This is a genomic window from Kitasatospora sp. NPDC059646, assembly GCF_042734615.1.
Taxonomy (GTDB): Bacteria; Actinomycetota; Actinomycetes; order Streptomycetales; family Streptomycetaceae; genus Kitasatospora.
This window is the reverse complement of the sequence record NZ_JBHWDS010000042.1, coordinates 1-21,419: the sequence shown is the minus strand read 5'-3', so window position 1 is coordinate 21,419 and position 21,419 is coordinate 1. Positions and strand designations below refer to the sequence as shown.

At 74.7% G+C, this 21,419-nt stretch carries 16 protein-coding genes; 14 read left to right on the top strand and 2 right to left on the bottom strand.

Annotated features, from left to right (window positions below; translation table 11 throughout):
- Positions 1 to 74 precede the first annotated feature (74 nt).
- The 4 genes from ACFV1L_RS25935 (at position 75) to ACFV1L_RS25920 (ending at position 8,346) form a co-directional block, all read left to right on the top strand.
- On the top strand, positions 75 to 404 hold the full coding sequence (locus ACFV1L_RS25935; protein ID WP_380369883.1) for an MGMT family protein: 330 nt from the start codon (positions 75 to 77) through the stop codon (positions 402 to 404).
- Between the two features lie 111 nt (positions 405 to 515).
- The gene (locus ACFV1L_RS25930) at positions 516 to 3,788 is read left to right on the top strand and encodes an ATP-dependent helicase (RefSeq protein ID WP_380369880.1); all 3,273 of its coding nucleotides are present in this window, start codon (positions 516 to 518) and stop codon (positions 3,786 to 3,788) included.
- Complete coding sequence (locus tag ACFV1L_RS25925; RefSeq protein ID WP_380369877.1) at positions 3,775 to 6,960, top strand: UvrD-helicase domain-containing protein; 3,186 nt, start codon at positions 3,775 to 3,777, stop codon at positions 6,958 to 6,960. Before ACFV1L_RS25930 ends, ACFV1L_RS25925 begins: the two co-directional genes overlap by 14 nt.
- 198 nt (positions 6,961 to 7,158) lie before the next feature.
- Positions 7,159 to 8,346: a PP2C family protein-serine/threonine phosphatase gene (locus tag ACFV1L_RS25920; protein ID WP_380369874.1), complete on the top strand. Its 1,188-nt coding sequence runs from the start codon at positions 7,159 to 7,161 to the stop codon at positions 8,344 to 8,346.
- Here ACFV1L_RS25920 and ACFV1L_RS25915 read toward each other — a convergent pair.
- The gene (locus tag ACFV1L_RS25915; protein ID WP_380369871.1) at positions 8,343 to 9,254 is read right to left on the bottom strand and encodes an endonuclease/exonuclease/phosphatase family protein; all 912 of its coding nucleotides are present in this window, start codon (positions 9,252 to 9,254) and stop codon (positions 8,343 to 8,345) included. The two genes, ACFV1L_RS25920 and ACFV1L_RS25915, sit on opposite strands and share 4 nt — an antisense overlap.
- 78 nt (positions 9,255 to 9,332) lie before the next feature.
- Here ACFV1L_RS25915 and ACFV1L_RS25910 point away from each other — a divergent pair, with 78 nt between their 5' ends.
- The 6 genes from ACFV1L_RS25910 to ACFV1L_RS25885 all read left to right on the top strand — a co-directional run bounded on the left by ACFV1L_RS25910 (position 9,333) and on the right by ACFV1L_RS25885 (position 17,067).
- Positions 9,333 to 9,947 carry a PadR family transcriptional regulator gene (locus tag ACFV1L_RS25910; protein ID WP_380369868.1) on the top strand — a complete coding sequence of 205 codons (615 nt, stop codon included), beginning with the start codon at positions 9,333 to 9,335 and terminating at the stop codon, positions 9,945 to 9,947.
- A gap of 16 nt (positions 9,948 to 9,963) precedes the next feature.
- Positions 9,964 to 10,728, top strand: a complete 765-nt coding sequence (locus tag ACFV1L_RS25905) for an ABC transporter ATP-binding protein (protein ID WP_380369865.1) — start codon at positions 9,964 to 9,966, stop codon at positions 10,726 to 10,728.
- Complete coding sequence (locus ACFV1L_RS25900; RefSeq protein WP_380369862.1) at positions 10,725 to 13,553, top strand: FtsX-like permease family protein; 2,829 nt, start codon at positions 10,725 to 10,727, stop codon at positions 13,551 to 13,553. Before ACFV1L_RS25905 ends, ACFV1L_RS25900 begins: the two co-directional genes overlap by 4 nt.
- Before the next feature lie 78 nt (positions 13,554 to 13,631).
- Complete coding sequence (locus ACFV1L_RS25895; protein WP_380369859.1) at positions 13,632 to 15,029, top strand: dipeptidase; 1,398 nt, start codon at positions 13,632 to 13,634, stop codon at positions 15,027 to 15,029.
- A gap of 49 nt (positions 15,030 to 15,078) precedes the next feature.
- On the top strand, positions 15,079 to 16,020 hold the full coding sequence (nudC, locus tag ACFV1L_RS25890) for an NAD(+) diphosphatase (protein WP_380369857.1): 942 nt from the start codon (positions 15,079 to 15,081) through the stop codon (positions 16,018 to 16,020).
- Positions 16,021 to 16,287: 267 nt separating this feature from the next.
- A complete protein-coding gene (locus ACFV1L_RS25885) occupies positions 16,288 to 17,067 on the top strand; it encodes a GntR family transcriptional regulator (RefSeq protein WP_380369855.1) in 780 nt (259 codons plus the stop codon).
- Positions 17,068 to 17,109: 42 nt separating this feature from the next.
- On the opposite strand, the gene ACFV1L_RS25880 is transcribed toward ACFV1L_RS25885, so the two are convergent.
- Positions 17,110 to 17,361 (bottom strand): mycoredoxin, encoded by a 252-nt coding sequence (locus tag ACFV1L_RS25880; RefSeq protein WP_035865750.1) that lies wholly within the window; start codon positions 17,359 to 17,361, stop codon positions 17,110 to 17,112.
- 166 nt (positions 17,362 to 17,527) lie between these two features.
- On the opposite strand from ACFV1L_RS25880, the gene ACFV1L_RS25875 reads away from it, so the two are divergent.
- From ACFV1L_RS25875 to ACFV1L_RS25860, 4 genes are all read left to right on the top strand, one after another.
- Positions 17,528 to 19,810 carry an ATP-dependent DNA helicase UvrD2 gene (locus ACFV1L_RS25875; RefSeq protein ID WP_380369852.1) on the top strand — a complete coding sequence of 761 codons (2,283 nt, stop codon included), beginning with the start codon at positions 17,528 to 17,530 and terminating at the stop codon, positions 19,808 to 19,810.
- Between the two features lie 159 nt (positions 19,811 to 19,969).
- Complete coding sequence (locus ACFV1L_RS25870; RefSeq protein ID WP_380369851.1) at positions 19,970 to 20,389, top strand: hypothetical protein; 420 nt, start codon at positions 19,970 to 19,972, stop codon at positions 20,387 to 20,389.
- A 223-nt stretch (positions 20,390 to 20,612) separates the two neighbouring features.
- Positions 20,613 to 20,927 (top strand): WhiB family transcriptional regulator, encoded by a 315-nt coding sequence (locus tag ACFV1L_RS25865; protein WP_051654023.1) that lies wholly within the window; start codon positions 20,613 to 20,615, stop codon positions 20,925 to 20,927.
- A gap of 161 nt (positions 20,928 to 21,088) precedes the next feature.
- Entirely contained in the window at positions 21,089 to 21,334 is a 246-nt protein-coding gene (locus ACFV1L_RS25860) for a hypothetical protein (RefSeq protein ID WP_035865758.1), read from the top strand.
- The last annotated feature ends 85 nt before the right edge of the window (positions 21,335 to 21,419 follow it).

The window sequence follows — 21,419 nt, the reverse complement described above, 5'->3', positions numbered from 1 at the left end:
GGGGCGGCAATCCCGCGCGCCGCATCGCCCTCACGGGGTGCGGGAAATCGACCGGATGGGGAAGAATGCGGCGGATGACCGAGCCGCAGGACGTGCCCGAGATCCCGCCCTACGCGGAGGCGGTGCTCGACCTCACCGAGCGGATCCCGCCCGGCCGCGTGATGACCTACGGCGACGTCGCCGAGTACCTGGGCCGCGGCGGCCCCCGCCAGGTCGGCCGCGTGATGGCACTGTACGGCGGCGCGGTGCCCTGGTGGCGGGTGGTCCGCGCGGACGGGCGGCCGCTGCCCGGCCACGAGCACCGCGCGCTGCCCGAGTACCGCACCGAGGGCACCCCGCTGCGCACCGTCTCCGGCGAGCCGAGGGTCGACCTGCGCGCCGCGCGGTGGGACGGGACGCCCTGACCGGGGAAGGTGCGCCGGAGGGGTCTGTGGGTGCAGGATCGTAGGCTCGATGCGGCGGGCCACCCCCTGAACGCCGCCCGCCGCTGAACCGCCGTACGACCCTGGACCGCAGTGACCTCACCGTTCCGCCTGGTGCGCAGCCCCCTCGCGCAGCCCGACCCGCCCGTGCTGGACGACTTCCAGCGGGCGGTGGTCGAGCACGCGTCGGGGCCGCTGCTGGTGCTCGCCGGGCCGGGGACCGGCAAGACCACCACGCTGGTCGAGGCGGTCGCCCGGCGGATCGCCGACGGCACCGCGCCCGACCGCGTGCTGGTGCTCACCTTCAGCCGCAAGGCCGCGATGGAGCTGCGCGACCGGATGACCGCCCGGATCGGCGCCACCGCCCCGCAGGCCACCACCTTCCACTCGTTCTGCTACGCCCTGCTGCGCGCCCACCAGCCGGCCGAGGAGTACGCCGAGCCGCTGCGGCTGCTGTCCGGCCCCGAGCAGGACGTGATGGTCCGCGAACTGCTCGCCGGCGGCGCCGAGGACGCCCGGGCGGGCACCGCCACCATCCGCTGGCCGCTCGACCTGCGGGCCTGTCTGACCACCCGCGGCTTCGCCGACGAGGTCCGCGCCGTGCTCGCCCGCAGCCGCGAGCTCGGCCTCGGCGAGGAGGAGCTGCTGCGCTTCGCGGAGGGCGTCCGGCGCCCCGACTGGGCCGCCGCCGCGCACTTCCTCGCCGAGTACCTGGACGTGCTCGACCTGCGCGGCGTCCTCGACTACGCCGAGCTCGTCCACCGGGCCGTGCTGCTCGCCGAACGCGAGGACGTCGCCGCACAGCTGCGCGCCCGCTACGACGTGGTGTTCGTCGACGAGTACCAGGACACCGACCCCGCCCAGGTCCGGCTGCTCCGGCGGCTGGCCGGCGGCGGCCGGGACCTGGTCGCGGTCGGCGACCCCGACCAGTCGATCTACGCGTTCCGCGGCGCCGACGTGAACGGCATCCTGGAGTTCCCCGACGCCTTCCGGCGGGCCGACGGGCGGCCCGCCGAGGTCAAGGTGCTGCGGGTGTCCCGGCGCTCCGGCGCGGTGCTGCTCGCCGCCACCCGGGAGCTCGCCCGCCGGATGCCGATGGGCCGGCTGCCCGCCGACAAGCTCGCCGCGCACCGCGCCCTGCTGCCCTCCCGCGAGGGCGGCGCGGTCGAGGTGTACACCTACCCGACGCCCGGCGCCGAACTCGACTCGATCGCCGACCTGCTGCGCCGCGCCCACCTGGAGGACGGCGTCCCCTGGGGCGAGATGGCGGTGCTGGTGCGGGCCGGCTCCCGGTCGATACCGGGCGTCCGCCGCGCGCTGGCCGCCGCCGGCGTGCCGCTGGAGATCGACGGCGACGACCTGCCGCTGCGCGAGGAGACCGCCGTCGCCCCGCTGCTGCTGGCGCTGCGGGTGTGCGCCGAGGGCGAGGGCGCGCTCACCGCCGACCTCGCGCACACCCTGCTCACCGGCCCGCTCGCCGCCCTGGACGGCTCCGACCTGCGCCGGCTCGGCCGCACCCTGCGCGAGGAGGAGCGCCGGGCGCTCGCCGAGGACGGCGTGGCCGGCGTGGTCCGCCCGGCCGAGGAACTCGTCCGCGAAGCCCTGGAGCACCCCGAGCTGCTCGCCCTGCTGGACGCCCCCTACGCCCGGCGCGCCTACGAGCTCGGCGTGCTGCTGCGCAAGGTCCGCGAACTGCTGGCCGGCGGCGGCTCCGGCGAGGACGGGCTGTGGGAGCTGTGGGACGGCTCCCGCCGCTGGCGCGAACGCCTGGAGCGGGCCGCGCTCCGCGGCGGCACGGCCGGCCGCAACGCCGACCGCGACCTGGACGCGCTGTGCGCCCTGTTCGAGACCGCCGCCCGCGCCGAGGAACGCGTCTCCGGCCACCGGGGCGCGCTCGACCTGATCGCCGAGGTCGAGGCCCAGGACATCGCCGCCGACACCCTGCACGTGCGCGCCGTGCGCCCCGACGCGGTCCGGCTGATGACCGCGCACCGCTCCAAGGGCCTGGAGTGGCGCCTGGTCGTCGTCGCCGGCGTCCAGGAGGGCCTGTGGCCCGACCTGCGCCGCCGCGGCTCGCTGCTGGAGGCCGACCGGATCGGCCGCGACGGCCTCGCCGAACCGCTGTCCGCCGCGGCGCTGCTCGCCGAGGAGCGCCGGCTGTTCTACGTCGCCGCCACCCGCGCCAAGGAGCGCCTGGTGGTCACCGCCGTCAAGGCCCCCGCCGAGGACGGCGACGAACCCTCCCGGTTCCTGCGCGAGCTGTACCGGGAGACCGTCGACCCGCGCACCGGCCGGGTGCTGGAACGCGTCCCGCAGGTGAAGGTCGCCGACGTCACCTCCCGCCCGCGCCGCCCGCTCGCGGTGTCCGCGCTGGTCGCCGAGCTGCGCGCCGTCACCGTCGACCCCGCCCGCTCGCCGCAGCTGCGCCGGGCCGCCGCCGAACGCCTGGCCACCCTGGCCGCCGCGCTCGACGAGGAGGGCCGCCCGCTCGTCCCCGCCGCCCACCCCGACCAGTGGTGGGGCCTGGTGGACGCCACCGCCGCCCCGCAGCCGCTGCGCGAGGACGGGCTGCCGGTCCGGCTGTCCGGCAGCGGCCTGGAGCAGCTGGAGTCCTGCGCGCTCCAGTGGTTCCTGGAGAAGGACGTGAAGGCGGGCCGCACCGCCTCCGCCGCGCAGGGCTTCGGCAACGTGGTGCACGCCCTCGCCGACGAGGTCGGCTCCGGTCGCACCCCCGCCGACCTGGCCGTCCTGATGGAGCGCCTGGACACGGTGTGGGACGCCCTCGCCTTCGACGCGCCGTGGAAGTCCCAGCAGGAGAAGACCGAGGCCCGCGCCGCCCTGGAGCGCTTCCTGCGCTGGCACGTGCTGGAACGCGACCGCACCGTCGTCGCCACCGAGCACGGCTTCGACCTCACCCTGGACGTCGGCGGCGTCGCGGTGCGCATCCGCGGCTCGATGGACCGGGTGGAGACCGACGAGGTCGGCCGCGCCTACGTGGTCGACTTCAAGACCGGCAAGCAGATCCCGACCGACAAGTCGCTGCCGGAACACCGCCAGCTCGCCGTCTACCAGTTGGCGGTGCGCGGCGGCGCGCTCGACGGACTGCCCGGCTTCGAGCACGGCGCCACCCCCGGCGGCGCCGAACTCGTCCACCTGCGGGAGCCCGCCAAGGGCGACCCGGAGGCCCCCAAGGTGCAGCAGCAGCTGCCGCCCGACGGCGACCCGTGGATCGAGAACCTGCTCGCCGACACCGCGGGCCGGGTGCTCGCCGAGAAGTTCACCCCCACCGCCGGCGAGCGCTGCGGCCGGTGCGCGTTCCGCGGCAGCTGCTCCGCGCAGCGGGACGGCCGGCATGTCGTCGACTGAGCCGCTGCTGCAGCATCCGGCCGAGCTCCGCGAACTCCTCGGGATCCCGTTCAACGACGAGCAGTTGGCGGCCATCGGCGCACCCATGGCACCCGGCGTGATCGTGGCCGGCGCGGGCTCGGGCAAGACCACCGTGATGGCCGCCCGGGTGGTCTGGCTGGTCGGCTCCGGCGCCGTCCGCCCCGAGCAGGTGCTCGGCCTGACCTTCACCAACAAGGCCGCCGGCGAGCTCGCCGAACGCGTCCGCGCCTCGCTGCTGCGGGCCGGCGTCCGCGAGGACGACGCGCTCGGCGACCCGCAGATCTCCACCTACCACGCCTTCGCCGGCACCCTGCTGAAGGAGCACGGCCTGCGCCTGGGCATCGAACCGGACGTCCGGCTGCTCGCCGACGCCACCCGCTTCCAGCTGGCCGCCCGGGTGCTGCGCCAGGCCCGCGGCCCCTACCCGGCGCTCACCGGCACGTTCTCCGCGCTGGTCGCCGAACTGATCGCGCTGGACTCCGAACTCGCCGAACACCTGGTCGAACCTGGGCAACTCCGGGCCTGGGACGAGGAGCTGCTCGACACCCTGGCCGGCGTCAAGCTCACCAACGAGGACCTGCGGGCCGTCCCCAGGGCCGCCCGCGGCCGGCAGGAACTGCTGCACCTGGTCGAGGACTACCGGGCCCGCAAGCAGCAGCTCGGCCTGCTCGACTTCGGCGACCAGATCGCCGCCTCCGCCCGGCTCGCCCAGCAGCGCCCCGAGGTCGGCCGGCTGCTGCGCGAGCAGTACCGGGTGGTGCTGCTCGACGAGTACCAGGACACCTCGGTCGCCCAACGCCTCATGCTGGCCGGCCTGTTCGGCGGCCCCGCGGGCGGCGGGCACCCGGTCACCGCGGTCGGCGACCCCTGCCAGGCGATCTACGGCTGGCGCGGCGCCTCGGTCGCCAACCTGGACGACTTCCCGCACCACTTCCCGCAGGCCGACGGCAGCCCCGCGCACCGCTTCGCGCTCAGCGAGAACCGCCGCAGCGGCGGCCGGCTGCTCGCCTTCGCCAACGAACTCGCCGCCCCGCTGCGGGACATGCACGAGGGCGTGGAGGCGCTGCGGCCCGCCCCCGGCGCCGAGCTCGACGGGTTCGTGCGCACCGCGCTGCTGCCCACCCACAGCGAGGAGGTCGACTGGCTGGCCGACTCGATCGCCCACCTGGTGCGCACCGGCACCGCGCCCGGCCGGATCGCCGTGCTCTGCCGGGCCGGCACCGCCTTCCCCGACATCCACGCGGCGCTGGTCGCGCGGAGCGTCCCGGTCGAGGTGGTCGGCCTCGGCGGGCTGCTGCAACTCCCCGAGGTGGCCGACCTGGTGGCGGTCTGCGAGGTCCTCCAGGACCCGACCGCGAACGCCGCCCTGGTCCGCCTGCTGATCGGCCCGCGCTGGCGGATCGGCCCGCGCGACCTGGCGCTGCTCGGCCGCCGCGCCGCCGACCTGGTGCGCACCGCCGGGCCCGGCGACCAGGACCCGCTGGCCGCCGCCGTCGCCGAGACCGACCCCACCGAGGTGGTCTCGCTGGCCGACGCGCTGGAGACCTTCGTGGACGCCGAGCAGCCCGACGAGCTGCCGTTCTCCCCGGAGGCCCGGGTGCGCTTCGCCCGTTTCGCGCGGGAGATCCGCGACCTGCGCCGGGTACTGGCCGAGCCGCTGATGGACGTCCTGCACCGGGTGCTGTCCGTCACCGGCCTGGAGGTCGAACTCTCCGCCTCCCCGCTGGCGCTGGCCGCCCGCCGCCGGGAGACCCTGCACTCCTTCCTGGACATCGCCGCGTCCTTCGCCGACCTGGACGGCGACCCGGGCCTGGCCGCCTTCCTGGCCTTCCTGCGGGCCGCCCAGGAGTACGAGCGCGGCCTGGACGCCGGACTGCCCGGCGGCGAGGACACCGTCAAGGTGCTCACCGCGCACAAGTCCAAGGGCCTGGAGTGGGACGTGGTGGCCGTCCCCGGGCTGGTCAAGGGCGCCTTCCCGTCCGGGCAGGGCCGGGAGCGCTGGACGTCCACCCGCAAGGTGCTGCCGCACGCGCTGCGCGGCGACGCCGCCACGCTGCCCGCCGACCCGGCGTGGACCGCCAAGGGCATGGGTCTGTTCAAGAAGGAGATGGCCCACCACGCCGAGGTGGAGGAACTGCGGCTCGGCTACGTCGCGTTCACCCGCCCGCGGTCGCTGCTGCTGGCCTCCGGCCACTGGTGGGGGCCCTCGCAGAAGCGCCGGCGCGGCCCGTCCGACTTCCTGCTGAAGCTGCGCGCACACTGCGAGCGGCCCGGCAACGGCGAGATCGAGCACTGGGCGGAGGCGCCCGCGGACGACGCGCAGAACCCCGCGTTCGACGTGTCCGTGGAGACGCCCTGGCCGCTTCCGCTGGACCCGTCCGCGCAGCACGCCCGCCGGCGCGTCGCGGACGTGGTGCGCCGGCGGCTGGCCGGTGCGCCCGCCGCCGAACCGGAGCGGATGGGCGTGGAGGACCAGCGGCTGGTGGCCTCCTGGGACCGCGACCTGACGGCGCTGCTCGGCGAGTTGGAGCGGTCCCGGCGCACCGTTCGGGAGGTCGAGCTGCCCGCGTCGCTGTCCGCCTCCGAGCTGATGCGGCTGGCCGCCGACCCGGACGGCTTCGCCCGCGACCTGGCCCGCCCGATGCCCCGCCCGCCCGCGCCGGCCGCCCGTCGCGGCACCCGCTTCCACGCCTGGGTGCAGGCCCGGTTCGACCAGCCGCTGCTGCTCGGCCCGGACGCGCTGCCCGGCCTGGAGGCCGACGAGATCGAGGACGAACGCGACCTGGAACGCCTCAAGGAGGCGTTCCTGCGCGGCCCGTACGCCGGCCGCACCCCGTACCGGGTCGAGGCGCCGTTCCAACTGGTGCTGGCGGGACGGGTGGTGCGCGGCCGGATCGATGCGGTCTACCGGGACGCCGACGGTGGCGCAGGGTCACCGCGCTACGAGGTGGTGGACTGGAAGACCGGCCGGGAGGACAGCGGAGACCCGCTGCAACTCGCGGTCTACCGGCTCGCCTGGGCCGAGCAGACCGGCGTCCCGGTGGAGCAGGTCACGGCGTCGTTCTGCTACGTGCGCAGCGGCCGGATCGAAACTCCGTCAGGACTTCCCGGCCGAAAAGAGTTGAGCGATCTTCTGATCGGGAATAGATAGAAAAGAGTCACTCAGAGCATCCAACTCGTCACGAGATCCCGCGAAACCTGTGCGCCCTGCACGTTTCGTGCCTATTGTGGGGTCGGTAACCGGTCATCCCCCCGTACTCCGGCCGCCGTCAGGGCCCCGACCCCTGACCTCCCGTCAGACCCGCAGGTGCCCGAGCAGCACCCGCACCTTCCGCTGGAGAGACCGACGTTGAGCGCGACCGGATGGATCAGGGACGTCCTCCACGGCCCCACCCCAGGGCCGGTACCCAACACCGTCACCGGCACCTGGCCCAAGACCTCGCACGCCCTGCCGCTGATCGGCATGGCCCTGGTCGTCTCCCTCGACCTGTTCACCAACAGCCAGGTCACCGTCGAACCCGCACTGACCGCCGTCCCCGCCCTCGCCGCCGTGGTCTCCCGGCGGACCTGGTACCCGCTGCTGATCGGCGCGCTCGCCGAGCTGTGCGCCTTCGGCATGGCCTGGTACAACGACGTGCTCGGCCAGTCCGTGCACACCGCCACCGTCGCCGCGATCGTGCTGATCGCCGGCATCGGCCACCTCAGCGCCACGCTGAGGCTGCGTCAGGAACTCGCCCTCGCCGAGGCCCAGCTGGTCGCCGAGATCGCCCGCCGGGTGCTGCTGCGCCCGGTCCCCGAGCGGGTCGGCCCGGTGCGGGCCGCGGTCCGGTACGCGGCCGCCGCCGCGCACGCCTCGATCGGCGGAGACCTCTACGAGGTGGTCAACACCCGGCACGGCGTGCGCGCCGTGATGGGCGACGTGCGCGGCAAGGGCCTGGCCGCGGTGGAGACCGCCGCCGCCGTGCTCGGCGCGTTCCGCGAGGCCGCCCACCAGGAGCCCGACCTCGACCGGGTGGCGGGCTGGCTCGCCGTCAGCCTCGACCGGGCGCTGCACGAGAACGACCACCCGGGCGTGGAGGAGGAGTTCGTCACCCTGGTGCTGGTCGGGGTCGGCCCCGACGGCACCCTGGAGATCGCCAACTGCGGCCACCCCTCGCCGGTTCTGCTGCGCGGCGAGGACGCGCCGAAGCTGCTGGCCGCCGACGAGACCGTCCCGCCGCTCGGCGTGCTCGATCCGGCCGACGTCCGCCCGCCGCTGCAGCGGATCGCCACCCTGCCCGGCGACCGCATCCTGCTGTACACCGACGGCGTGATCGAGGCCCGCGACCACCTCGGCGCGTTCTACCCGCTCACCGACCGGCTGCCGCTGCTCGCCGACAGCGGCCCCGTCGAGGTCCTGCACCGCCTGCACGACGACGTCGTCCGGCACGTCGGGCACAAGCTCGGCGACGACGCCGCGATGCTGATGCTCCAGTTCGACCCGGTGGTGCTGCCCGTCCAGCAGCAGGCCGGGGACCGGGTCGGGAACACCCTCTAGACGTCGATCTCCACCACCAGCGGCCGGTGGTCGGACACCCCGGTGCGCGGCGCCGCGACCGAGCCGACCGTGCTGCGGGGCACGCCGATGCCCAGGATGTGGTCGAACTGCACGGTCGGCCGGTGCGACGGGTAGGTGGGGGTGCGGGCCAGGTCGTACCAGCCCTGCAGGCGGGTGCGGCGGGCGGTGCGGACCCGTTCGCGGGTCGCGGTGCGCTGGATCGCGTGCGCGGAGCCGAGCACGGTGCGCGGCACCGCGCCGATCAGGTTGAAGTCGCCGAGCACCAGGTACGGCTGCGGCAGGTCGGCGATCCAGCGGCGGATCGCGGCCAGCTGCGCGACGTTCCAGCCCGGCACGAACGACAGGTGCGCGGCGACCACGGTGAACTCCCCGGCCGGCCCGGCCAGCACCGCCGCCAGCGCGGCCCGCGGCTCGTCCGGCACCGCGGTCAGCCCGCGCCGCCCGGCCACCCGCAGCGGCAGCCCGAACGGGGCGGGCGCGAACCGGCGGGCCCGCCAGTGCAGCACCGGCAGCCGGGTCAGCAGCGCGGTCCCGTACGCGGGCCGGTCGGCGCCGTGGTCCGCGTCGGCGGGCCCGTACACCTGCAGGCCGGGGACGGCCGGGTCGGTGACCCAGCCGGCCGACCGGGCGGGCGTGCCGTGCAGCGCCGCGGCGAAGCGCCAGTCGGCGGCGCCCATCGCCTTGGCGGCGACGGCGGCCTGGTCGGTGCCGCCGGAGCGCTCCTGGTGCCGGTCGACCTCCTGGAGGGCGAGCACGTCGGCGTCCAGCGAGGCGACGGCCTCGGCCAGCGCGGCGCCCGGCTCGGCCGGGTAGGGCGCGGGGCTGCCGTCGGCGGCCAGCGGCTGGCCGTGCAGCAGGTTGTACGTGGCGATCCGCAGAGTGGTCACGGAGCCGACCGTACCGGGTGGGTGTGAACGGGGAGGCGGCTTGAGCGGCGGAGGCCATACCGGGTATACATACTCAGTATGTCGATCCGTCACGGTCTGCTCGCCCTGCTCGACCAGGGCCCCCGCTACGGCTACCAGCTGCGATCCGAGTTCGAGGCCCGCACCGGGGCGACCTGGCCGCTGAACGTCGGCCAGGTCTACACCACCCTGGGCCGCCTGGAGCGGGACGGCCTGGTCGAATCCGCGGGCGAGGACGACGAGGGCCACCAGTTCTACGCCGTCACCGACGAGGGACGCTCGGAACTGCGCCGCTGGTTCGACACCCCGGTGCCGCGCACCAACCCGCCGCGCGACGAACTGGCGATCAAGCTGGCGATGGCGGTGACCGTCCCCGGAGTGGACGTCGCCGCCGTCGTCCAGGGCCAGCGCCGGCACAGCATGAAGGCGCTGCAGGACTACACCCGGCTCAAGGGCCAGGCACTGGGCGCCGACACCGGCACCGGCGGGGACCTGGCCTGGCTGCTGGTGCTGGAGCAGCTGATCTTCCAGACCGAGGCGGAGATCCGCTGGCTGGACCACTGCGAATCCCGGCTCGGCCAGCACGCCGAGCGGCAGGCCGCCGCCGCGGCCGAACCCGTCGCCGCGCCGCCCGCGCGCCGCGCCGTCAAGAGCCGCGACCGCGGCCGCCTCTGACACTCCTGGGGGAGCGATGACCGAAGAACTCAAGCCGGCCAAGCCGGTACTGCACCTGGACCGGGTGAGCCGGGTGCACGGCCACGGCGCCGCCGAGGTGCACGCCCTGCGCGCCGTCGACCTGAAGGTGTACCCGGGCGAACTGGTCGCCGTGATGGGCCCGTCCGGCTCCGGCAAGTCCACCCTGCTCACCCTCGCCGGCGGCCTCGACACCCCGAGCGACGGCCGGGTCCTGGTCGAAGGCATCGCCCTCGGCGAGCTCGACCGCAAGAAGCTCGCCGCCGTGCGCCGCCGCGCCGTCGGCTACGTCTTCCAGGACTACAACCTGATACCCGCGCTCACCGCCGCCGAGAACATCGCGCTGCCCCGCGAACTCGACGGCGTCTCGGCCCGCGCCGCCCGCAAGGAGGCGCTCGCCGCGCTCGAGGAACTCGGCATCGCCGAACTCGCCGACCGCTTCCCCGACGACATGTCCGGCGGCCAGCAGCAGCGCGTCGCCATCGCCCGCGCCCTGATCGGCCAGCGCCGCCTGGTGCTCGCCGACGAGCCCACCGGCGCCCTCGACTCCACCACCGGCGAGTCCGTGCTCGCCGTGCTGCGCGCCCGCTGCGACGCCGGCGCCGCCGCCATGATGGTCACCCACGAGGCCCGGCACGCCGCCTGGGCGGACCGGGTGGTGTTCCTGCGCGACGGCCGGATGGTCGACGAGACCGCCCGCCAGGACGCCGGCACCCTGCTGGTCACCGCCGCCGCCAACGCCCGGAAGGACGGCGACCGGTGAGGCTGACCGCCTGGCGGGCGGCCCTGCGGATCGCCCGCCGCGACGCCATGCGCGCCAAGGGCCGCAGCGCCCTGGTGGTGGCGATGATCGCCCTGCCGATCCTCGGCGTCGCCGGCGTCGACGTGGTCGCCCGCAGCGCCCAGCTCGAACCGCACGAGAAGATCGCCCGGACGATGGGCAGCGCCGACGCCAAGATCGAGATGGCGATGCGCGGCGTCACCGTGCAGCAGGCGCCCAGCCCCAACAACGACAGCTGGATGGACCGCCCCGACGACGACGGCCGGGCGAAGACCCCCGAGGAGCAGCGCAGCCTCGACACCGAGCCCGCCGACCTGGTGAAGCAGCTGCTGCCGGCCGGCGCCTCGCTGGTGCAGCTGCCCGCCGGCCCGCGCACCACGGCCTCCACCAAGGAGGGCCGGATGACGGTCGGGACCGTCGAGGTCGACCTCGCCGACCCGGTCTGGCACGGCATGCTGAACCTGGTCCGCGGCACCCTCCCGGCCCAGCCGAACGAGATCGCCGTCACCCAGGAGTTCCTGGACCAGTCGGGCCTGCGGCTGGGCGACGCCACCGCGGTCCGCGGCCTGGACGCCAAGCCGTACACCATCACGGCCGTCGCCGAGTTCCCCAACGACCTCAAGCGCACCGAGCTGATCGCCCGCCCCGGCGCGCTGATCGCCCCGCTCGCGAAGGCCGACCCCGACCGGGTCACCGACGCGTTCGTCCACGACTCCTGGCTGGTCAAGCTGCCCGCGGGCGGCGTCATCGACTGGCCGAAGGTCATGGAGTTCAACAAGTACGGCTTCGAGGTCACCTCGAAGGCGGTCCTGCTGAACCCGCCCGCCGACTCCCAGGTCCCGCTGTACCAGCGGCCCGACCGGACGGGCGGCGGAACCGACAAGGTCGCCGTCGCCGTCGCCGCCACCGTGGTCGGCATGGCCCTGCTGGAGATCGTGCTGCTCGCCGGACCGGCCTTCGCGGTCGGCGCCCGCCGCTCCCGCCGCCAGCTCGGCCTGCTCGCCGCCGGCGGCGGCGACCGCGGGCACGTGCGCGCCGTCGTGCTCGGCGGCGGCGCGGTGCTGGGCGTGGTCGGCGCAGTCGTCGGCCTGGTGGTCGCCGTGCTGCTGGTCGCGGTCTTCCGCGACGACGCCGAGCAGTTCGCCGGGCGGCGCTTCGGCCACTTCGACCTCCAGCCGCTCGACCTGCTGGCGATCGCCGCGGTCGGCCTGGTCACCGGCCTCCTCGCGGCCGTGGTCCCCGCCGTCCAGGCCGCCCGGCAGGACGTCGTGGCGGCGCTCACCGGACGCGGCGGCATCAAGCCCGCCAGCCGGATCGTCGCCGTGATCGGCCTGGTCATGGTCGCCGGCGGCACCGCCCTGGCCCTGCTCTGCGCCGCCAGCGGCACCGCCGTGGTGCTCGGCCTGCTCGGCGGGTCGGTGATCGCCGAGGTCGGCATGCTGCTGTGCACCCCGATGCTGATCGGCCTGTTCGGCCGGCTCGGCCGCTTCCTGCCGCTCAGCCCGCGCCTCGCGCTGCGCGACTCGGTGCGCCACCGCGGCCGCACCGCCCCCGCGGTGGCCGCCGTGATGGCGGCGGTGGCCGGCGCGGTCGCCGTGGGCATCTTCACCGCCAGCAGCAACGAGCAGCACCGCCGCGACTACCAGCCGCAGGGGCCGGCCAACGCCGTCGCGCTGATGGCCGGCTGGGGCCCGAACGCCGACCAGAGCCGGCTGCCCGTGATGCGCGACGCGGTCGAGGGGGCGATGCCCGGCCTCGGCGAGCGCGCCGACGTCTGGGACGTCACGGCACCCGGCAAGTGCGCGCCCGGCCGGTCGTGCGGCTGGGTGCAGACCGTGCTGCCCGAGGCCAAGCGCTGCCCGGCCGACGGGGCCCGCACCCCGGCGGAGTTCGAGCGCCTGCACGAGGACCCCAGGTGCAAGGTCAACCGCGACCGGGGGCGGTTCCAGAGCACCGTGTTCGGTGACACCGTGGTCGGCGACGCGGCCCTGCTGCACAGCCTGTTCGGAGTCCGCGACGCCTCCGCCGAGCAGGCCCTCGCGGCCGGCAAGGTGCTGGTCTTCCGGCCCGACTACGTGGAGAACGGCAAGGTCAACCTGGAGATGACCGAGCCCTACGACCAGAAGAAGGCGGCCTCCGGCGAGCCGTACGAGCCGGTGAAGCACCTCCTCACCGCCGACGCCGTCGAGGTGCAGGCGCCGACCCCGTTCGGAACCGCCATGATGTCCCGCCAGGCCGCCGAGAAGGCGGGCCTGGGCACCCGGGAGGCCGGCTCGCTCTGGCTGCCCGCGGCGGAGCCGTCCGACAAGTCGTTCCAGCGGGCCAGCGGGTCGCTCGCCAAGCTCGACGACAACGCGCTGCTCCAGGTCGAGCGCGGCTTCCGGCCGGCCACCGACCTGATCACGCTCGGCCTGACGGTGTTCGCCGGAGTGGTGGCGCTCGGCGCCGCCGGCATCGCCACCGGCCTGGCCGCCGCCGACTCCCAGCAGGACCTGGCCACGCTGGCCGCGGTCGGCGCGAGCGGCGGCATCCGGCGGCGGCTGTCCGGCTTCCAGTGCGGGGTGATCGCCGCGATGGGCGCGGTGCTCGGCCTGTTCTGCGGCGCCGTCCCGTCGATCGCGCTGCGCCTGTTCGACGCGCAGAACCAGGCGCAGTACACGGCACCCGGCGAGGCCGCCCCCGAGGCGGTGATCGTGATCCCGTGGGGCGACCTCGCGGCGGTCGTGGTCGGCCTGCCCGCGGTGGCGGTGCTGCTCGCGGCGCTGCTCACCCGGTCCCGGATCCCGATGGGCCGCCGGGCCGCCTGAGGCGGGGCAGAGTGACCGTGCTCACGGCCGGGGGAGGCCGTGGGCACGGACCCCTCCCGGCGAACTAAAGTCGTCCGTATGACGAAAACCCCGGACAGCGCCGTCCGCTCCTTCATCGACCAGCACGAGGACGGCTTCCTGGCCGACCTCGCCGACTGGCTGCGCATCCCCTCCGTCTCCGCCGACCCCGGCCGGGCGGGAGAGGTCCGCCGCTCCGCCGAGTGGCTGGCCGACAAGCTGCGCGCGACCGGCTTCCCGGTCGCCGAGGTGTGGGAGACGGACGGGCTGCCCGCGGTGTTCGCCGAGTGGCCGTCCGGCGACGAGGGCGCGCCGACCGTGCTGGTCTACGGCCACCACGACGTGCAGCCCGCCGCCAAGGAGGACGGCTGGGACACCGAGCCGTTCGAGCCCACCGTGATCGGCCGCCGGCTGTACGCGCGCGGCGCCGCCGACGACAAGGGCCAGGTGTTCTTCCACACCCTGGGCGTGCGCGCCCACCTCGCCGCCACCGGCCGCACCGCGCCCGCCGTCAACCTCAAGCTGCTGATCGAGGGCGAGGAGGAGTCCGGCTCGCCGAGCTTCGCCGCCCTGGTGCGCCGCGAGGCCGAGCGCCTGGCCGCCGACGTGGTGATCATCTCCGACACCGGCATGTGGTCCGAGACCACCCCGACCGTGTGCACCGGCATGCGCGGCCTGGCGGACTGCCAGATCGACCTGTTCGGCCCGGACAGCGACATCCACTCCGGCTCGTTCGGCGGCGCCGTCCCCAACCCCGCCGACGTGGCCGCCGCGCTCGCCGCCGGCCTGCACGACGCGGACCGCAAGGTCGCGATCCCCGGCTTCTACGAGGGCATCGTCGAACTCACCGACGAGGAGCGGGCGCTGTTCGCCGAACTGCCCTTCGACGAGGCGCAGTGGCTGAAGGTCGCCAAGTCGTACGGCACCCAGGGCGAGGCCGGCTACAGCACCCTGGAGCGGGTCTGGGCCCGGCCGACCGCCGAGGTCAACGGCATCTGGGGCGGCTACACCGGCCCCGGCGGCAAGACCATCGTCCCGGCCGAGGCGCACCTGAAGCTGTCCTTCCGGCTGGTGGCCGGCATGGAGGTGGAGAAGGTCCGGGAGGCCGTCGCCGCCTGGGTCGCCGCGCAGCTCCCCGAGGGCATCCGGCACGAGATCGTCTTCCCGGGCGCGACCCGCCCGTGCCTGACGCCGCTCGACCACCCCGCCCTGCAGTCCACCGTCCGGGCGATGGGCCGGGCCTTCGAGCAGAAGATCCTGTTCACCCGCGAGGGCGGTTCCGGCCCGGCCGCGGACCTGCAGGACGTGCTGGGCGCGCCGGTGCTGTTCCTCGGCATCTCGGTGCCCTCGGACGGCTGGCACTCGATCAACGAGAAGGTGGAGCTCGACCTGCTCCGCAAGGGCGTCGAGACCTCCGCGTACCTGTGGGGCGACCTCGCGGAGAACTTCCGCCCGTGAGCGCGCGTCCCGAACCGAAGCCGCACCAGCCGTACCGAAGCGAACGGGGATGGACGAGTTGAGCAGCGCCCCTGACACCAAGCACCTCGCGCTGGCCCGCGCCGGGGTGGACCGGGCGGCGCACCGCCGGCTCGACGAGCCGTGGCTGGCCGCCGCCTGGAGCCACCCGACCACCAAGGTGCTGCCGATCGCCGGCGGCGAGGCGTTCGTGGTGGACACCGGGGGCGGCACCGAACTGGTGCTGCTGCCCTCCTTCGAGGCCCCGGAGAGCGGCTCCCGCTACTTCCTGGGCACCGACGACGACGGCGTCCACTACTTCGCGCTGGACTGCGAGTCGCTGCCCGGCCGACTGGACGGCGACGCCCGCCCGGCCGGGCTGCGCGAGGTCGGCGGCTCGCTCTCCGACCGGGACGCCGGACTGCTGGTGCACGCCGTCGCCCTGGAGCACTGGCACCGGCTGCACACCTTCTGCTCGCGCTGCGGCCACCGCACCGAGAAGGCCGGGGCCGGGCACCTGCGCCGCTGCACCTCCTGCGCGGCCGAGCACTACCCGCGCACCGACCCGGCGGTGATCATGCTGATCACCGACACCGAGGACCGCTGCCTGCTGGGCCGCCAGGCGCTGTGGCCGGAGGGCCGCTGGTCGACGCTGGCCGGCTTCGTGGAGCCCGGCGAGTCGATCGAGCAGGCGGTCGGCCGCGAGGTGCTGGAGGAGGCGGGCGTCCGGGTCGCCGAGGTCGAGTACGTGGCCAGCCAGCCCTGGCCGTTCCCGTCCAGCCTGATGCTCGGCTTCCTCGGCCGGGCGCACCCGGACGGCACCGGCATCACCGTGGACGGCGAGGAGCTGTCGGAGGCCCGCTGGTTCACCCGGGAGGAACTGCGGGCGGGCATGGAGGCCGGCGAGATCCTGCCGCCGTCCGGCATCTCGATCGCCCGCCACCTGGTGGAACTCTGGTACGGCGAACCGCTGCCGGCGGCCGCCCGCTGGTGAGGACACCACCCGTGGGGGCGTGCGGAGCATTCCGCGCGCCCCCACGGTGCTTCTTCCCGACCGGCGGCCCGGCGCCGTCCCGCACCGCCGACCGGAACCCTCCGCCTCCCTCCGGGCCGGTCCGCCGGGGTTTCCCGGACCGGCCCGCCGCCGCTCTTCCCGGTTCCGCTGAAATGCCACGAACGGCCTGGCTACATTCGCTCGCGTGACGATCCCCCTTCCCGGTTCCGCTGAAATGCCACGAACGGCCTGGCTACATTCGCTCGCGTGACGATCCCCCGCGCCGACGCGACCCCGCCCAAGTACCAGCGCCTCGCCGCCGACCTGCGCCGCCGCATCGACTCCGGCGAATGGGAGGACGGCGGCCGGCTCCCCGTCGAGAACGAACTGGAGGCGCAGTACGGGGTGGCCCGCAACACCGTCCGCCTCGCCGTCGACGTCCTGGTCAACGAGGGCCGGGTGGTGCGCGTCCAGGGCAAGGGCACCTACCTGCGCCGGCGGGCCCGCCACGACCACCGCGTCCACGGCCGCCCGCAGCGCCGCGGCGCCCTGCCCGCCGGCGGCGAGACCTACGCCGCCGAAGCCCGGGCCGCCGGCGTGGACCTCACCGTCGAGTACGAGGTGTGGGCCGTCCGCGCCCGCCGCGACATCGCCGACTGGCTCGGACTCCAGCCCGAGGACGCCGTCATGATGCGCCGCCAGCTCTGCCGGATCGCCCAGGAGCCGTACGCCATCGAGGACAGCCACTACCGGCCCGGACTGGCCGCCGACACCTTGCTGATGCAGGACCTGCCGGCCCCCGGCGGCGACGAGCGGACGCTGGCCGCCCTCGGCCGGGTCGAGACCGCCGCCACCGACCACCTCACCGCCCGGATGCCCGACCCCGCCGAAGCCGCCTGGTTCGGCCTCGGCCCCGGCGTGCCGCTGCTGGTCAACACCCGCGTCACCCGCGACCGGCGCGGCCCGATCAGGGTGGTCGAGACGCGCTACGCCGCCGACCGGGCGCGCCTGCTCTACGAACTCGGCGACCCGGCCCCGACCGACTGAATCGGACGGGACCGGGCCGCCGGCGGAGCGCGTGCGCCCGGATCAGACCAGCGCGGCCTGGACCTGGCGCAGGCTCGGGTTGGTCATCACGCTCTGCTCGCCGGACGCGCCGACCACCACGACCGTCGGCACCGTCTGGTTGCCGTCGTTCACCGACTCCACGTAGGACGCCGACGCCGGGTCCTGCTCGATGTTGATCTCGGTGTACGCGATGCCCTCGCGGTCCAGCTGGCTCTTGAGGCGGTTGCAGTAGCCGCACCAGGTCGTGCTGTACATCGTGACGGTGCCGGACATGGTGAGGGACTCCTTCGGTCGACGGACGGGGCGCACAGCCCACGGATCCAACGTCCGACGGGCCGCTCCCATTCCGGGACGGACAACAGTGGGACGATCCGATCATCCGGGCCGGGCTGTGGACAACACTTCGGTACTGTCCGGCACGCCTGCGAGGATGGAAGGCATGCAGGACGACCTCCCCGGCCTCGGCCCCAGCCCGCAGTACGACGACGGCGCCTTCGCCCCCCTCGGCGCGGACGCCGTGCTGGCCGGGCTCGACCCGGAACAGCGCGCCGTGGCCACCGCCCTGCACGGCCCGGTCTGCGTGCTGGCCGGCGCCGGCACCGGCAAGACCCGCGCCATCACCCACCGGATCGCCTACGGCGTCCGCAGCGGCGTCTACCACCCCGCGCAGGTCCTCGCCGTCACCTTCACCGCCCGCGCCGCCGGCGAGATGCGCGGCCGGCTGCGCCAGCTCGGCGCCGAGGGCGTCCAGGCCCGCACCTTCCACGCCGCCGCCCTGCGCCAGCTCCAGTACTTCTGGCCGCGCGCCGTCGGCGGCGACGTCCCCCGCCTGCTGGAGCGCAAGGTCCAGCTGGTCGCCGAGGCGGCCGGCCGCAGCGGCCTGCGCGTCCAGCGCACCGAACTGCGCGACCTGACCGCCGAGGTCGAGTGGGCCAAGGTCACCCAGGTCGTCCCCGACGACTACCCCGCCGCCCTCGCCAAGTCCGGCCGCGAGGCCCCGCGCGACCCCGCGGAGATCGCCCGGGTCTACGCCACCTACGAGCGCACCAAGCAGGAGCGCGGCCTGATCGACTTCGAGGACGTGCTGCTGCTCACCGCCGCCATCCTGGAGGACCGCCCGGAGATCGCCGAACGGGTCCGCTCCCAGTACCGCCACTTCACCGTCGACGAGTACCAGGACGTCTCCCCGCTCCAGCAGCGCCTGCTGGAGCAGTGGACGGGCGGCGACGGCGGCGCCAGCCTCTGCGTGGTCGGCGACGCCAGCCAGACCATCTACTCCTTCACCGGCGCCACCCCGGACTACCTGCTGAACTTCCGCCGGCGCCACCCCGACGCCACGCTGGTCAAGCTGGTCCGCGACTACCGCTCCACCCCGCAGGTGGTGCACCTCGCCAACGGCCTGCTCTCCCAGGCCCGCGGCGAAGCCGCCCAGCACCGCCTGGAGCTGGTCTCCCAGCGCGAGGCCGGCCCCGAGCCGGTCTACCGCGAGTACCCGGACGAGCCCACCGAGGCCGAGTCCACCGCCCGCCTGATCCGCGACCTGCTCGGCACCGGCGTCCGGGCCAGCGAGATCGCCGTGCTGTTCCGCACCAACAGCCAGTCCGAGGTGTACGAGCAGGCCCTCGCCGACCTCGGCATCTCCTACCAGCTCAAGGGCGCCGAGCGGTTCTTCGAGCGCCCCGAGGTCCGCGAGGCCGGCGTGCTGCTCAAGGGCGCCGCCCGCGCCGCCGACGACCCGCTCACCGCCGGCGCGCCCGACCTCGCCGCCCAGGTCCGCGCGGTGCTCGCCACCCGCGGCTTCTCCGCCACCGCGCCGGCCGGCTCCGGCGCGGTCCGCGAGCGCTGGGAGTCGCTGAACGCGCTGGTCCGCCTCGCCGAGGAGTTCGAGACCGCCCGCCGCGCCGCAGGCGAACCCGCCGACCTGGCCGCCTACGTCGCCGAGCTCGACGCCCGGGCCGCCGCCCAGCACGCCCCCGCCGTCGAGGGCGTCACGCTGGCCTCGCTGCACGCCGCCAAGGGCCTGGAGTGGGACGCGGTCTTCCTGGTCGGCCTCACCGAGGGCACGCTGCCGATCATCTACGCCAAGACCGACGAGCAGATCGAGGAGGAGCGCCGCCTGCTGTACGTCGGCGTCACCCGGGCCCGGCGCTTCCTCACCCTCTCCTGGTCGCTGTCCCGCTCCCCGGGCGGCCGGGCCTCCCGCAAGCCCACCCGCTTCCTGGACGGCCTGCGCCCCGGCTCCTCCGGCCCCGGCACGCGCACCCGCGGCGGGCGCGGCGGCGTCGAACCGGGCGCGGAGCGCTCCGCCGCGCGCCGGGTGCGCGGCCCCGTCAAGTGCCGGGTCTGCGACCGGACGCTGACCGACGCCGTCGAGCGCAAGCTCCGCCGCTGCGAGGGCTGCCCGTCCACCATGGACGAGGCGCTGTACGAGCGGCTGCGCGAGTGGCGCTCGGCCAGCGCCAAGGCGCAGGGCGTGCCGGCCTACGTGGTGTTCACCGACGCCACCCTGACGGCCATCGCGGAGGACGTGCCGAGCAGCCTCGCCGAGCTCTCCCGGATCTCCGGAGTGGGGGCCATGAAGCTGGACAAGTACGGCTCCGACGTGCTGTTGTTGTGTGCGGGGGAGAGTCCGGAGCTCGTGGGGGAGTCCGACGGGGAGCCGGTGCAGGACTCGCCCGGGGACGAGGCCGGGAACCAGGCCGAGAACTCGCCGGAAAAATAGTTTGCGCGCCGCATGTACGGCGCAATAGCCTGCCGGAGCGGTCAAGGGGACGAGACCGCAACGCTCGCAGAGGGCTTGTTTCTGCGTGCGCTGACCATCAACCAGATATCGGAGCCCGGGGGACTGGGCACCGCGAGACGCCGAGAGGAGGCGAGTTCAGTGTCGACGAAGACGATCACCAAAATGACCGACCCGATGTCCACCCTCGCCATGCCCGCGCGCGTCCTCGTGCCGGGTCTGGGTCTCGACGTGGCCGGCGGCAACGCCGGAGTCCTGCTGGTTGCCGAGCACTGCCTTGTCAGTGGTCGCGGCAATGCTGAGGGCACCCGTGTCGAGGCGGGTTCGTCCCGTGACTGGGCCATGTTTGTCGACGGCGCCACGCTGTCCGACGAGCGACCGACCCAGGCACCGAAGGCAGTAGCGGCAGAAGCGGCCCATGGCCGCTATGCGGCGGTCGTCGGTGCCGGAGTCGAGCAGAAGCAGCAGCAGATCATTCTGGCCTCGGCCGCCCTCAACGGCGCCGATGCCGTCCGGAAGCAGGCTTTCCGCGGGCCTGGACCCTGGAGCGAACGACCCTGACGCAACCCGTCAGTGGCGGTGCCTCCAGGGCCGCGGAAACCCAGCAACCGGGTTCCGCGGCCCTTCTGTTTTGTCCGGTACGCAAGACCCACCCAGGCCCCACGGGGCCTCCGGCCGAACTCGAACAACGAGCCCGGCCGGATCCACCAAGAAGACGAGGAAGACGCCCAAAGTGTCCACGGTCATCACGCCGCCGCCCCTCCCGTCCGTACCCGACAAGACCATCAAGGCCGACCAGGCCGACCCCCCGGAGGTAACACTCATGCAGCTCACCGCCATCGACGAGGCCGACTCGCTCGGGCAGGCCATCCCGTGCCGGGCCTTCGACCCGGAGGTCTTCTTCGCGGAGACGCCCGCCGACGTCGAGTACGCCAAGTCGCTGTGTGGCACCTGCCCCGTCAAGGCCGCCTGCCTCACCGGCGCGCTGGAGCGCCGCGAGCCCTGGGGCGTCTGGGGCGGCGAGCTCTTCGTCCAGGGCGTCGTCGTCGCCCGCAAGCGCCCCCGTGGCCGTCCGCGCAAGACCGAGGTCATGGCGTGAACCCCGCAGCCATGTCCCGCACCGCAGCCGCAGCCGTCCGCAGGGGAGAGCAGCCCCCGCTGGACACCGCACTGCGCGACTCGGTACGCCTCGCGGCCGCCAAGGCCGACGCCGAACTGTCCCGTCCCTTCCCGACCACGCACCACGAGCAGGACCACCACATGAACCCCGCCGGCATCGATCCGACCGTCCGCTCCGAGCAGACCACCGAACTCCAGATCCAGAACAGGACCCTCGAAATGAATCTCCTCCAAGAATCCCTGGCCCGTGCGCATATGCAGGAACGCCTCCACGAGGCCGAGGAGCAACGCCTCGGCCTGCGGGTGCTGCGCGCGGACCGTCTGCGCCGCAAGGCCGAACGTGCCTCGATGCGCGCCCGCAAGGCCCTTGCCGTCGCCCTGATGTGACGGATGCTCCACCCCCGCCGGCCGGCCCCGCGCCCAGGCCGGTGAGCAACCCCTGAACGCCGATGGCCGGCTCCCCGTCCGCGGA

What these genes read in the sequence shown, in the direction of transcription:
- ACFV1L_RS25935 (WP_380369883.1), top strand. Translation starts at nt 75, where the DNA reads ATGACCGAGCCGCAGGACGTGCCCGAGATCCCGCCCTACGCGGAGGCG.
- ACFV1L_RS25925 (WP_380369877.1), top strand. Translation starts at nt 3,775, where the DNA reads ATGTCGTCGACTGAGCCGCTGCTGCAGCATCCGGCCGAGCTCCGCGAA.
- ACFV1L_RS25910 (WP_380369868.1), top strand. Translation starts at nt 9,333, where the DNA reads ATGTCGATCCGTCACGGTCTGCTCGCCCTGCTCGACCAGGGCCCCCGC.
- ACFV1L_RS25905 (WP_380369865.1), top strand. Translation starts at nt 9,964, where the DNA reads ATGACCGAAGAACTCAAGCCGGCCAAGCCGGTACTGCACCTGGACCGG.
- ACFV1L_RS25895 (WP_380369859.1), top strand. Translation starts at nt 13,632, where the DNA reads ATGACGAAAACCCCGGACAGCGCCGTCCGCTCCTTCATCGACCAGCAC.
- nudC (WP_380369857.1), top strand. Translation starts at nt 15,079, where the DNA reads ATGGACGAGTTGAGCAGCGCCCCTGACACCAAGCACCTCGCGCTGGCC.
- ACFV1L_RS25880 (WP_035865750.1), bottom strand. Translation starts at nt 17,361, where the DNA reads ATGTCCGGCACCGTCACGATGTACAGCACGACCTGGTGCGGCTACTGC.
- ACFV1L_RS25875 (WP_380369852.1), top strand. Translation starts at nt 17,528, where the DNA reads ATGCAGGACGACCTCCCCGGCCTCGGCCCCAGCCCGCAGTACGACGAC.
- ACFV1L_RS25860 (WP_035865758.1), top strand. Translation starts at nt 21,089, where the DNA reads ATGAACCCCGCCGGCATCGATCCGACCGTCCGCTCCGAGCAGACCACC.